Below are 13,620 nucleotides of genomic sequence, written 5' to 3' on the forward strand. Positions count from 1 at the left end.
GGATGCTTTTTGATTCGGTGAATCGGAATAGGATTATTTGGTAAGGATAAGGAGTATCTGTCATGCAGGACGAGAAGAGAAATATACGAATATCGGTACGTAACCTGGTAGAGTTTATTCTGTGTGCCGGTGATATAGATAATACCAAATCAAGAAGTGATGCAGATGCAATGCAGGCAGGAAGCAGGATGCACCGAAAGCTGCAGAAACAGATGGGAGCAAATTATACAGCAGAGGTTCCATTATCCATAACGGTTCCGATTACAAGGGAGAATATCAGCTTTGATTTAACGGTTGAGGGAAGAGCGGATGGAATTATATTCAACGAGACCTTACGTGAGGATGATTTTTCTGTGTTACAGTTTGAGAAAGAAGATAACGAGCCTCCTGCTGTAACGATAGATGAAATAAAGGGAGTATATATGGAGTTATCTCACCTGCATGCTCCCATTGGGGTTCACAGAGCACAGGCAATGTGTTATGCGTATATCTATGCTACGATTAATCAACATGAACGTATTGGGATACGCATGACTTACTGCAACTTAGAAACGGAGAATTTGAAGTATTTTGAAGAGGACTTTTCTTATCAGGAGTTGGTGACATGGTTTCAGGAGCTGATTGATGAGTATGCGAAATGGGCTGTATGGCAGATTAAGTGGACGGATAAACGAAATGCTGAGATTAAAGCAATGGATTTCCCATTTGCCTATCGGGATGGACAGAAGGAACTGGTAACCGGTGTATATAAAACTATTCTAAGGAAGAAAAAATTATTTATTGAAGCTCCCACCGGTGTAGGTAAAACGATATCAACAGTATTTCCTTCTGTAAAGGCAATGGGAGAAGGAATTGCGGAGAAGATATTTTATCTTACAGCGAAGACAATAACAAGGACAGTAGCGGAGGATACCTTTAAGCTTTTAGGTGAGCATGGCTCAAAGCTTAAGGTGGTCACCATAACTGCGAAAGAAAAGATATGCATCTTGGAAAAACCGGAATGTAATCCGGGTTCCTGCCCCCGAGCAAAGGGACATTATGATCGTGTTAATGATGCGGTATATGATTTACTGACGAACGAAAATGAGATAACCAGAGATTATATTGAAGAATATGCTGAAAAGCATTGTGTATGCCCCTTTGAAATGGGCCTCGATGTTACCCTCTGGGCAGATGCAATCATCTGTGATTATAATTATGCCTTTGATCCCAATGTGTATCTGAGACGGTTCTTTGCCAATGAGAAACAGAGTGATTATATTTTTTTGGTGGATGAGGCACATAATCTGGTGGATAGAGCAAGGGAAATGTATAGCGCTATTCTGTATAAAGATGATTTTCTTGAAGTTAAACGGTTGGTAAAGGAGAAAAGCAGTAAGCTTACGAAACACTTGGAATATTGCAATAATGACTTGCTTCGACTGAAAAGGGAATGTGATGAGTTTGAAGTGGTTGATAATGTGGATGGTTTATGCATGCATTTAATCAGCCTAATGGCGGAATATGAGGTTTTTCTTCAGGAAAGTACCATCACGGAAGGAAAGGATGAAATCCTGCGATTATTCTTAGATATCCGTCATTTTTTGAATATGTATGAAATACATGATGATAACTATACCATATATACGGACTATGACAATGACCGCTTCCGTATTAAGCTGCAGTGCATGGATCCTTCGAAGAATTTACTGACCTGTCTGGAACGAGGGAGAAGCTCCGTATTGTTTTCTGCAACCTTACTGCCCATCGGATATTATATGGAGCAGCTGGGTGGTAAAAAGGAGGATTATGCAGTCTATGCTCCATCCTCTTTCCTTCCGGAAAACCGCTTGATTATGGTAGGGGATGATGTGAGCACAAAATATACCAGACGCAGTGAAAAGGAATATCGTAAAATCTTCAACTATATACGAGATTTCACAGGAGCAAGGACGGGCAATTATATGGTGTTCTTCCCATCCTATCAGATGCTGCAGGCAATCGCTGATATGGCAGAGGAAGAGCTGCAAGGCCTGGTGGTACAGAGTAATAATATGACAGAGGCTGAGAAGGAAGCGTTTTTAGAGGAATTTGTAGAGAACCCAAAAGAAAGCAGAATTGGATTTTGTGTAATGGGGGGTATATTCAGTGAAGGAATTGATCTAAAGAACAATCGTCTGATTGGTGCAGTAATCGTTGGGACCGGTTTACCTATGGTGTGTAATGAAAGAGAGCTGTTCCGGGGATATTTTGATGAGAAGAATGGGTGTGGTTTTGACTATGCGTACCTTTATCAAGGAATGAATAAAGTTCTGCAATCAGCCGGCAGGGTAATCCGGACCAAAGAGGATTATGGTGCCATACTATTATTGGATGAGAGATTTACTCAGAAGCAATATTACAATCTGTTTCCACGTGAGTGGTTCCCGTTCATCACTGTAAATCAATTAAACATGAAAAATAAGTTGGAAGACTTCTGGAATTTTGTTGATAATAAAGGTTAGTGTCAAAGGGAAGGACTCAGGTAAAAAAATACGTATCATTATTAATAATGATACGTATTTTTTGAAAAGTGAAATTCTGTATCGTGTGAGAGAAAATCTCGTCCATTTACAATTCGATAAAGAAAATTGGATAGTAAAAATAGTGCAGATCCGATTAAACCACCCAGTAATGCATAAATAAGATCATCAATATCACATCTTGCCGGTATGGTAAAATATTGAATGGCTTCAATTATGAAGGGAATAACCAGGAGTGAGAAAAACTTGACTAATCGGGACTGGTGGCGTAATAATAAAGCTAGTCCGAAGCCATAAGGAATAAATATGGCAATTCGACTTAACAGATAGATTATAATATTGCTCAGAGGAATAGCTCCAAACAAATAATCTTCAATCTGCACAGATATCACATCAAAGGGCATCACATTTACCTCGTGTCCGATCGCCCGATATGCCCAGGGAAAGGCATTCGGTGAGAAATTCCCATAAATAAGAACTCCAATATAAAAGAGGTAGAATATAATATTACTATTTCGATAAAAGATACCAAAATCATCAATCTTTGTACCATAGCCTATCATACTGCGGATGTAGCAATGAAGCAAAGGTGCAAACCAGTTGATAAATGCAATTCCAGCCATAGCTCCGGTAAACGGAAGTAAGCGGTAGTCTTTCTCGAAGTAGGTTAATACAATAATAATTAAACTAATAAATAAAGTTAATATGGAATACTGAAAGCAGGTATCATAATTGACTGATTGCTCCAGCAGCAGGTGGCAGCAAATCAGGGAAATAATCAGGGAAATACCCCAAATAATAATATATGATGCAAAGAAATAATAAGTAACGAATTGAATTAGAATGGTAAGTATACTTAATAAAATGATCATGGAAGAAACCTGAATATTGGTTCGTCTTTGCATCCTAAACGCCTACTTTCTTATAATATCATTCGTATTTGCCCTGCTATGCATTGTACCTTGATATGGGAACAAACAGCAGGAATTTCTCCATCCGTATGTACAGCAGTAATATCGTCGGCTATGATCTCAATCTCAGAACAGTGAAATGTCTCTATTCCTTTAAACTTAACATGCTTACCAACGAATATCGTTGGCAATAAAATGAGTGTTCTTAACTTACTAAGTCCATGAACCAGACAGATACTAAGTTTACCATCGGTAGGACTGGCATCAGGCGTTATTCGCAAGCCTCCGCCTTCATATTTATGAATCATACTTGACACCAGAAGTATTTTACGATAGGTGTCCTTTTTTACGCCATCCACAATTACGGTAGCGTTTAATTGCTTGGTAAAAAACAGTTGCTTTATAGCAATTGCGATATATACCAGTTTACCCGCACCGAAGCGGTTTAGTCTACGTTTCAGAGGAGAGGCTTGTACCTCCATGCATACATTGGCATCATAACCCATACCACTGGAGCAGGCAAATTTCCTTGGTGCAGTGGACATATTAATAAAGTCAATCTTTCCGATATCCAAGTATTGAAATTTGGAAGGCTTAAGAATATTACACAAGGCTTTAATCGGATCATTCGGGATACCAAGGCTTCTGGCCAAATCATTACTGGAGCCAGAAGGAATATATCCTAATAACACCTCAGAAAAATTCGGTATACCATTAACAACTTCATTAATGGTACCATCACCACCTAGTACAACAATATTCTTAATACCGGGATTTTCATTGCATATTTGCTCAGTGAGTTCTGTAGCATGTCCCATATGCTTCGTAAAGGTAGCAGAATATGAAATCTGTTGACGATCCAGTTCACTCTTGACAATCCACCAATACCGAATACCTCTTCCGGAGCTTGATTTTGGGTTGATGATAAAATGATACATATGATACGCTCCCTTGCCTGCAGTCTATAGATAAATATTATATGAAATTAAACATAATGTCAATCATTTGCAGTAAGGAAGATTGCGTAACTATACTGTAGGAAATAGAGAGGCGAAGTTCACCAAAGATGTGTTTTAGAATTCACACCTATACTATACCTTTTTATATATTCTTTTACAAGCCCCATATATGGGCGTTAAACCATGCATATTTCCTTACATCAGCACTCACACTATGGCTTATACTTTCCATATACTTACCCAGTTCATTACGTTTATTCTTCTCAGAACGAAGAACCTCCTCACAGCTTATTATATCATTTTCTTCAGCTCCTGCAGCCTTTGTCTGCCTCCTCTGTTTTCTTACCAATTCCAGCATATCTCCACCATTATAATAATACGCTCTTAAATGTGCCATCTTATCTACACCCATCCTACTCCATCCCATTGGTCTTGAACTCATCCTTGAGGACAGCACATGACTGACATGGCCTTCTGCACTACATCCCACTATACCTTCTTTTTCTTCTAAACGAACTTTCACTGCAGACCAATTAGAGAGAATATATTCTTTACTCTCTTTGACTCTCTTTATGGTTGCTTCTCCGTCTGTAACCTTCAAAATCTTTTCTATCACTTTTTCGAATTCTCTCTTCGTCCCACTTCTCATCGTTTTAAACATTTCCTGACGTGCTTCTTCAGCTGAATCCAGTAAATGTGATGTGGCTCGTATCATATACTTGTTTAAATGAAATTCATCCAGAACATAGGTAAGTCCGGCCAGTCTTCTTTTTCCTGCTTTTATCCACCCTCCTCCATCTCCATTTAGATATATTTTCTCGATGCTGTCTATATCGTAGTTACAACGTATATAGTCATACACCTCATCCCAAAGTTTACTATTATCTTCTCCAGAGTATGTGCCACAAAAGTAGTAAGGATTTATAAGCCGATTTCGTTTACTTTTCGGACCTTCTTTTTCTATTCCCTCATATACATAGACGATTTTGGTTATTATGCAGTTATTCTTCACATGATTATCATTTTTCACAAGATCCCCTTTCCGTTCCCGGAATTGTAAGGATATATGATCTTCATCTGCGTCTATGTACAAGTATTTTACTTTTTTCTTATTAGGTAAATCTTTATATTCGTTTTGAAACTCAAGGCTATGAATTTTATTCTTCACCGTCTGCTTGCTTACAATTTCACTTATACTGATTGCCTGACCTGCCTTACGATAGGATGTTTCAACTGATTCTTCAAGCATTTTTGCTTCTGCATCCTCAGTTAATCTTTCATGCCCTTCAATACCTAATATCCGATCTAAGAGATAGCCCCTTTCCCCAGTTACCTTATTCTTAAATAAGGTTTTCTCAAAACAGACCTTTCCTAATGATGTGATAAGAGTTTTTTCATCCTTCTTTACGATTTGCCAATCCTTTTTCCTCTTTCCACTATTCCTTAGCGTTTCATCACAGCTTTCTAGTGTTTCTTTAATAATATCCAGACCAAGCTTAATTATGTTGTCTTGAATTCCATAGACAAAGGAAGCCATATCCTTTGGATTCTTCAAAAATTTTTCTACTTCTTTTTCAAGATTTCTAATGCCAACCTCTTCAAAATGTTGTATACTTTTAATCATAAGAGAACACCTTCCTTTATGTTTTGTTTTGTGTGATGACTTAATCTTAACACAAAGTTTGGTGTTCTCTTATTCTTTATTTATTTTTTCCTACAAAAATTTTACGCTATAAGTAAGGAATGTTACGGTTAATAATTGGATTGTAACGACTGGTTTATATTAACGGACGCGATATTTTACAAAAATGAATAGCGATCCTGCTAGTAATACACGCACAGAATTGTCCCTTCTTCATAGTATATATAGAACAACGATTACAGGTAGGTTGCTCATTATATCATTTGAAAGGAGAGATTTTTTTATGGATAGACGGACATACCGAGGCAATATGGGAAGTAATCACTGTAATAATAGAAGGACAGCACCATATCGTTCCAATGATCCCGTATGTGGAGATGTCTTGGGATATTCACCAGAGTATACCTGTGATAGGGATGACTACCACGAAGATTTTGACCGCTTCCCGCTTGCAATGTGCTATGTACCGTGGCAGCAATTTAGAAACTTATTCGAAAACGAATTCGAGGCACTGTGCCATGGAACATTATTCAAGGAATTGGATCTAGACTGGTATGGAAGGAGTTGTAAATAGGATGGACGGAAATAATAGAGAAAAATTATTTGCTTGCATTACGGCAACAAGTTTTGTTATGGATGAACTGAGATTATTTCTTGATACACATCCGACAGACAGAGCCGCTTTAGAATACTGGGATAGAATTCAAAGGGTCAGAAATGAAGCAGTACACGAGTACACGAAATGCTATGGACCAATTGAAATGTATCATGTAGAAAATGACTGTAAGTGGGCTTGGGTTGAAGATCCGTGGCCTTGGGAAGGAAGGTGCTAGTGTATGTGGAGTTATGAAAAAAGACTGCAATGTCCGGTAAAAATTGATCAGTGCAATCCTAAGCTGGCGCAGGTTATAATGAGCCAATTCGGCGGTCCCGATGGTGAACTTGCTGCATCCATGCGTTATTTATCTCAACGATATACCATGCCTAACAGAAAGATAGCAGGCCTATTAACAGACATTGGAACAGAAGAACTTGCTCATATGGAAATTGTCAGTGCGATTGTCCATCAGCTCACTGATGGTCTTACTCCAGAGCAAATCGTGGAAGGTGGCTTCCAGAATTATTATGTCGACCATACATTAGGCTTGTGGCCGCAGTCAGCGGGTGGCATTCCGTTTAACTCCTGTTTCTTCCAAAGTAAAGGTGACCCGATTACGGATTTAGTAGAAGACATGGCAGCAGAGCAAAAAGCAAGAACAACTTACGATAATATTCTTCGTCTTGTACACGATCATGATGTGTGTGAACCGATCAAATTCTTAAGAAAGAGAGAAATTATCCATTTCCAACGATTTGGTGAGGCATTACGTATGATAACTGATAACATGGATTCTAAGAATTTCTATGCAATTAATCCAGCATTCCCGGCTGATTTTTCAAAATAGTTTATCGGAATAAAATTTGAAATAACACCGCCCTCAATAAGGGTAATGAGGGCGGTTACATAATGACAATAAAACTTAAATGGCGCACTTTTGATTCTGAAAAATGATTTAGGTTGAACTATCGGGATGATGGGAGATATCATATGGGTGGAAGTTTAAGAAAGCGGTGAAGCCAATGGTAAATTAGTTATATAGTTCTATAAAAACTCTAAGCACATGATATGATAAAATGATATATGAAAAGAGGATCCAAAATGTGTACAAGTTTTGCAGTATACCATCAAGAAAAAGCTATTTATGGCATGAATTTCGATACCGTTGATATTGATTTAAAACTAAAAATCAATAGTTATAATGGTATGAACTTATTTTACTTTGCAGGCTTAGCAGATAACATATACAGGGAAATCGCCGGTTTTAACAGTGAAGGTCTTTTTGTCTGTACTCAAGCAGTAGAATATGGTTCCGGTTTTAAATCAAATTGTGACGAAAACGATTGGTTTGCTTTTGATATATTTGATGAAGCGCTAAAGAAAACAAAAAAAGCATCTGAATTTTTTGGAATTCTTAATAAGAGAGTAATCTCGTATCCCAGAAATCCATTATTTCCATATTTGGGGTTACATACCATGATCGCTGATAAAACTGGTGATGCATTTATTCTGGAAGAAGGAAAAGATGCCAATACAGTATGTCCTATCCGTAATGATTCTATTGTTATGACTAATTTTCCAAATGGGAATTTTATGGAGGCAAATTATAATGAAGTAAATGGTTTAGGTGCTGATCGATATATTTGTGCCCATGAATATATTCATAATAATATTCATAGCTTTGGAATAGATGAAGCTTTTGAAGTTTTACAAAGAACTTCACAGGATACGACTTCTCAGAGTCCAACTCTGTGTTCCATAGTTTATGAACCATTAAATAATGAAATATATATTTGCTTCAAAAAAGATTTTAGTAAAAGGTGGAAGATTTCTGTTAAAGAAAAAACAATACAATCATTGGATGGATTTTTAAGCAATAATATAATTCAATTTACGAATGGAGAAATATTAGTGAATGATCTTATTAGATTGTATAAGTAAAAATCATATGAAAAATAAGATCAATTGGTAGGAATTAAGATTAAGTTCAAATAAAAAAGTGACTATATTGGCATACATAGTCACTTTTTATTTACATGTCATATTGGCAGTTACAGAAAGAATTGCCCATACAATCATTCAGGCTTTGATAAAGGAGTCTGTTGATGCCTGGATTCTGATTGGAATAAATTTATAAAACCAGTTGACAAAATCAAACTTAGGTATTATCATAGTTTCATTAATATGAAAAACCGATGAGAAAGAAGAGTAAGCTTTAGTACGACATTACAGAGAGTCGCTGTGTGGTGTGAATGCGATATGAAGTTTTTAGCTGAATGGGCTTTTGAGGGCAACCCGAAATCATAGTAGGAGTTGACGGAAACCATGACCGTTATCATAGTGGCGTATATTTTTGTATACGAAGCGAGTGAACTTGGAAGCTGGACTTCCTGGTTAATTTGAGTGGTACCGCGGATATAATTCGTCTCAAGTAAGATTATTACTTGAGATTTTTTATTGCAAAAATATACAAATTATTAAAACTATTAATAAAATGCCGCAAGGGGCGGCGGAATGGAGGAAAGTAATGAAAAAAATAATCTCAGTAGCAATTATGTTAGCGCTTACAGCAGGCCTACTCGTAGGATGTGGCACTACTACCGGTACATCAGGTAAAAGCAAGGTTACCATCGGAATAGGTCAATTTGCAGAGCATGGATCCTTGGATAACTGTAAAAATGGTTTCCTGGAAGGATTAAAGCAAGAGGGATATGTCGAGGGAGAGAACCTGGAAGTAAAATTTGAGAATGCACAGGCAGATGGCGCAATTGCCGGACAAATTGCGAATAACTTTGTAGCAAACAAGGTGGATTTAATCTGTGCCATCGCTACTCCTATGGCACAAAGTGCATTTGGTGCAGCTAAGAACACAGATATTCCTGTTATTTTTACGGCAGTAACAGATCCGGTTTTGGCTGAGCTTGCAAAAGCAGACGGAACTCCTAACGGCAATGTTACCGGTACCAGCGATAAACTTCCTGTAGAACGTCAGTTAGAAATGATCCGAGCTATTCTACCCGAGGCAAAAACCATTGGTATCATGTATAGTACTAGTGAAGTAAACTCCGTATCTGCAATTGAGGAATATAAGGCAGCAGCACCGGCATATGGATTTGAAATTGTAGAAAGCGGTATATCAACAACAGCAGATATTCCGTTAGCAGCGGATAATCTCTTAGAGAAAGTAGACTGCATTAATAATCTGACAGATAACACCGTAGTTAGCTCGTTACCTCTCATCCTGGACAAAGCGGCTGAAAAGAATATACCGGTCTTCGGAAGTGAAGTAGAGCAGGTTAAAATTGGATGTCTTGCAACTGTAGGACTTGATTATTATGACCTGGGGATACAGACTGGTAAGATGGCTGCTCAGGTATTAAAGGGAGAAAAGAAAGCAAGTGAGATAAATTTTGAGGTTATTGAAGAGGCTTCCTTCTACGGAAATACTAAGGTAGCCGAAAACCTGGGAATTACTCTTCCAGAGGATTTAGTGAAAGGCGCAAAGGAAATGTTTCAGACTATCTCCGAGTAATTGATTATGGATACTGTTCAGCTTAGTGGGTCTTCCGATTGATAAGGAACAGAATGGAATAAATGGAAAAGGATTAAACAGTTGGCTCTTGTCAAATATCTGATTTTGCCGTAAGATAAACTAGTGTTATATCTTTGGCGAAAGCGGACATTGATATTGAGCCAACTTATAATTTCTGAGGAGGTAAGTTATGTTATTTACAATTGGTATAGGTGTATTAGAAGAAGGCCTGTTATATGCAATCATGGCACTCGGTGTATACATAACCTATAAAATCTTAGATTTTCCGGATCTGTCCGTGGACGGAACCTTTCCGTTGGGAGGAGCTGTAACGGCAGTGCTCATAGTTGCTGGGGTAAATCCACTTCTAACGCTCATTATATCCTTTCTCATCGGAGCTGTTGCCGGAATATTAACCGGCCTTATCCATGTGAAGCTTAAGGTCAGAGATTTGCTGTCAGGAATTATTATGATGACAGCTTTGTACTCCATTAACCTTCGGATTGCAGGAAAGGCAAATGTCGCAATCTTTTCGAAGGAAACGATTTTTGATAATGAGATTATTCGTAATTATATACCCGAAGCCTATCAACCGTTTATGACTTTGACAATTTTGTTAATAATTACAGTGATTATGAAGCTTTTACTGGATTTATACCTTAAGACAAAGTCCGGTTATTTGCTTCGTGCAGTTGGTGACAATGCTACATTAGTAACCTCACTGGCAAAAGATAAGGGATTTGTAAAAATAGTCGGACTGGCAATTGCCAATGCCTTTGTTGCTCTTGCAGGTTGTATCTACACTCAGAAAAGCGGTTTTTTTGAGATCTCCACTGGTACCGGAGCAATTGTTATTGGTTTGGCAAGCGTAATTATTGGAACGAATATATTCAAAAGGGTTAGCTTAGTAAAGGCTACCACTGCAGTAATTGTAGGATCTATCGTATATAAAGCATGTGTAGCGACAGCCATTGCGCTCGGTATGGAGGCATCCGACCTGAAATTAATCACAGCGATCCTATTCCTTGGAATTCTGGTAATAAGCAATGAGCGTAAGAGGAGGGTGAAGGCAAATGATTGAATTACAAAATATTAATAAATACTATAACCCCGGTACGGTCAATGAGATGTGTCTCTTTCAGAATTTCAATCTGATAGTTCGGGATGGTGAGTTCGTATCTGTGGTAGGCAGTAACGGATCTGGTAAGACCTCCATGCTGAATATCATTTGCGGAAGTATTCCCATAGATAGTGGTAATATTATTATTAGTGGAGAAAATATTACTTTTATGCCTGAATTCAAACGACAGAGACGAATTGGCCGAGTATATCAGAATCCTGCAATGGGAACCTGCCCTTCTATGACGATACTTGAGAATATGTCATTGGCAGATAACAAAGGAAAAAGCTTTAACCTAAGAAAAGGTACGAACAAAAAAAGAATAGAGTATTACCGCGAGAATCTTCGTAAATTAAATCTAGGTCTTGAGGATAAACTGGAGGTACCTGTTGGTTCCTTATCGGGTGGACAGAGGCAGGCCATGGCGTTATTAATGGCAACCATGACTCCGATTGAATTCTTGATTCTGGATGAGCATACAGCTGCCTTGGACCCTAAGACGGCAGAGCTTATTATGCAGCTCACTGACCAGGTGGTTAAGGAAAAGAAGCTAACAACCATTATGGTTACACATAATCTTCGGTATGCCGTGGAATATGGTAACCGGCTTATCATGATGCATCAGGGTGAAGTGGTGATTGATAAAGCGGGGCAGGATAAGCAAGCGATGCGGATTGAGGATATTCTGGATCAATTTAACCAAATCAGTATTGAATGCGGTAACTAATGATATGAGCATGATTAAGGTATTAATCCATGAGGAGGTACAAAATGAACAATGTTGTAAGTCGAGTTAATGAAATGTTAGTATCTCATGACTTGCTATTTTCAGAGAAGCCTATACTAATCGGTGGAATGGCAATGGAATATTACGAAATGAGACAATCCGGCGGAGACATTGACCTTATAATAACCGATACAGATTATCAAGCGCTTGCTCAAAAATATCCTGATCAGAGAAAAGATTTATATGGGGATCTGGGTGTGGTCATAGACGAATTTGAGATATGGAGAAGTATTGCACACCTTGATTATGATTTTTTTAAAAAAGATGCTATTGAGGATGAAAATATTTTTATTATTTCAATAGATAGACTTTTATGGACTAGAGTATGTGTTATGGGAGTAGAGAAATACAGAAAAGATTTGGACTTAATTAAAGAGTATTATTATAAGAAATACACGAATCAAAAATATCATCAAGAAGCACTTTTGCATGAGAAATCTTATGAAAAGATGAATGGTGCAGTTTATGGTGGTGAATACGACGATCTATAATATTGTCAGATAACGATTCGTATAAATATGCAGATTAATTAGAAGTGGATGGAATCCCCTATCCATCGAGAATCCGTTCAAAGCTATTTCAGATACCATGACATTTTTACGGAAAATGGGTATTGCAAATATAGCATACTGTGATATACTTAGGATAAAAATTTAGAGAAGCAGAGTAGGACCATGTGCGTTAAGTGCCGGATGAACAGGGAGTTGTCAACCGGACGAAAAGGAAACTTGCGGTATATGGTTCGCATCCCGCTGCTACAATAAGATAACAGAATATCACTAGGTGAACCATAATACTTCACTTAAGCTGAGGTTATCTCTTCTTGTAGTAAAAGGTCTGCAAAGGAGGTAATTTTTTTATGAAAAATTTTAAGGAACTATTTCACTCATCTTACCTGGAATTAAAAAATGTAAGAAGTATTGCCACGGCGGCCATGTTTGGAGCTATCTCGATCGTATTAGGGGTATTCACGATTATGATCGGTGACTTTCTAAAGATTGGCTTTACGTATCTGCCGAATAATTTTATCTTTTATCTATTCGGGCCGGTATTTGGTGCCGTATATGGAGCAGCCATGGATATCTTAACGTTCATTGTTAAGCCGACAGGGGCTTTTTTCTATGGCTTTACCGTAAGTGCAGCATTGAAAGGGTTACTCTTCGGAACGATACTTTATCGAAAACCAATCAGTCTGAAACGGATATTTATAGCAAATCTTTTACGCGTAATATTTATCAGCATTTTATTAGACACCTATTGGCTTACCCTTCTTAATGGGGATGCATTTTTAGCTCTATTGCCAGTCAGAGCACTGAAGAATTTAATCTTACTTCCGATTGAAACCTTTTTGCTTTTTGGGTTAATCAAAGCGGTAGATGCTAGCGGAGTATTAAGGGTTCTTAAGAGAGGCAGAGCGAAGGCATAATAACAGTAACTATAAAATGGGACTTATTACTATTGTATAGAATATAATGATAGTAAAGATATCGTATACAAAGATCAGGGTCGTATCCATTCTCATGAGCGGAGAAGTCGGATAAGGCCCTGATCCTTATTCATATGGTAGAAA

At 37.8% G+C, this 13,620-nt stretch carries 13 protein-coding genes, 1 riboswitch and 1 other annotated feature; of the genes, 10 read left to right on the forward strand and 3 right to left on the reverse strand.

Annotated features, from left to right (window positions below; genetic code table 11):
• Nucleotides 1–62: 62 nt before the first annotated feature.
• Nucleotides 63–2,483, forward strand: a complete 2,421-nt coding sequence (locus H0486_RS01190; protein WP_228351284.1) for an ATP-dependent DNA helicase — start codon at nt 63–65, stop codon at nt 2,481–2,483.
• Between the two features lie 41 nt (nt 2,484–2,524).
• Here the strand turns inward: H0486_RS01190 and H0486_RS01195 are convergent, their stop codons facing one another.
• From H0486_RS01195 to H0486_RS01205, 3 genes are all read right to left on the reverse strand, one after another.
• Nucleotides 2,525–3,406: a VanZ family protein gene (locus H0486_RS01195; RefSeq protein ID WP_228351285.1), complete on the reverse strand. Its 882-nt coding sequence runs from the start codon at nt 3,404–3,406 to the stop codon at nt 2,525–2,527.
• 17 nt (nt 3,407–3,423) lie between these two features.
• Entirely contained in the window at nt 3,424–4,350 is a 927-nt protein-coding gene (locus H0486_RS01200) for a diacylglycerol/lipid kinase family protein (RefSeq protein WP_228351286.1), read from the reverse strand.
• Nucleotides 4,351–4,525: 175 nt separating this feature from the next.
• A complete protein-coding gene (locus H0486_RS01205) occupies nt 4,526–5,995 on the reverse strand; it encodes an ISLre2 family transposase (protein ID WP_228351287.1) in 1,470 nt (489 codons plus the stop codon).
• A 301-nt stretch (nt 5,996–6,296) separates the two neighbouring features.
• Here H0486_RS01205 and H0486_RS01210 point away from each other — a divergent pair, with 301 nt between their 5' ends.
• From H0486_RS01210 to H0486_RS01250, 9 genes are all read left to right on the forward strand, one after another.
• Nucleotides 6,297–6,587 (forward strand): spore coat associated protein CotJA, encoded by a 291-nt coding sequence (locus H0486_RS01210; protein ID WP_228351288.1) that lies wholly within the window; start codon nt 6,297–6,299, stop codon nt 6,585–6,587.
• Nucleotide 6,588: 1 nt separating this feature from the next.
• Nucleotides 6,589–6,846: a spore coat protein CotJB gene (locus H0486_RS01215; RefSeq protein WP_228351289.1), complete on the forward strand. Its 258-nt coding sequence runs from the start codon at nt 6,589–6,591 to the stop codon at nt 6,844–6,846.
• 3 nt (nt 6,847–6,849) lie between these two features.
• Nucleotides 6,850–7,458 (forward strand): manganese catalase family protein, encoded by a 609-nt coding sequence (locus H0486_RS01220; protein ID WP_228351290.1) that lies wholly within the window; start codon nt 6,850–6,852, stop codon nt 7,456–7,458.
• Between the two features lie 254 nt (nt 7,459–7,712).
• Nucleotides 7,713–8,552, forward strand: coding sequence for a linear amide C-N hydrolase (locus H0486_RS01225; protein WP_228351291.1), 840 nt, complete (start codon nt 7,713–7,715; stop codon nt 8,550–8,552).
• A 245-nt stretch (nt 8,553–8,797) separates the two neighbouring features.
• Nucleotides 8,798–9,044, forward strand: a binding site (T-box leader).
• Between the two features lie 94 nt (nt 9,045–9,138).
• Nucleotides 9,139–10,143, forward strand: coding sequence for an ABC transporter substrate-binding protein (locus H0486_RS01230; protein WP_228351292.1), 1,005 nt, complete (start codon nt 9,139–9,141; stop codon nt 10,141–10,143).
• Nucleotides 10,144–10,333: 190 nt separating this feature from the next.
• Nucleotides 10,334–11,224, forward strand: coding sequence for an ABC transporter permease (locus tag H0486_RS01235; RefSeq protein ID WP_228351293.1), 891 nt, complete (start codon nt 10,334–10,336; stop codon nt 11,222–11,224).
• Nucleotides 11,217–11,990 carry an ABC transporter ATP-binding protein gene (locus H0486_RS01240; protein ID WP_228351294.1) on the forward strand — a complete coding sequence of 258 codons (774 nt, stop codon included), beginning with the start codon at nt 11,217–11,219 and terminating at the stop codon, nt 11,988–11,990. The genes H0486_RS01235 and H0486_RS01240 overlap by 8 nt, the downstream gene beginning before the upstream one ends.
• Nucleotides 11,991–12,034: 44 nt before the next feature.
• Nucleotides 12,035–12,541 (forward strand): hypothetical protein, encoded by a 507-nt coding sequence (locus H0486_RS01245; protein WP_228351295.1) that lies wholly within the window; start codon nt 12,035–12,037, stop codon nt 12,539–12,541.
• Nucleotides 12,542–12,710: 169 nt separating this feature from the next.
• Nucleotides 12,711–12,807, forward strand: a riboswitch (THF riboswitch).
• Between the two features lie 102 nt (nt 12,808–12,909).
• Entirely contained in the window at nt 12,910–13,476 is a 567-nt protein-coding gene (locus H0486_RS01250) for a folate family ECF transporter S component (protein WP_228351296.1), read from the forward strand.
• The last annotated feature ends 144 nt before the right edge of the window (nt 13,477–13,620 follow it).

It is taken from the genome of Variimorphobacter saccharofermentans (assembly GCF_014174405.1).
GTDB lineage: Bacteria > Bacillota > Clostridia > Lachnospirales > Lachnospiraceae > Mobilitalea > Mobilitalea saccharofermentans.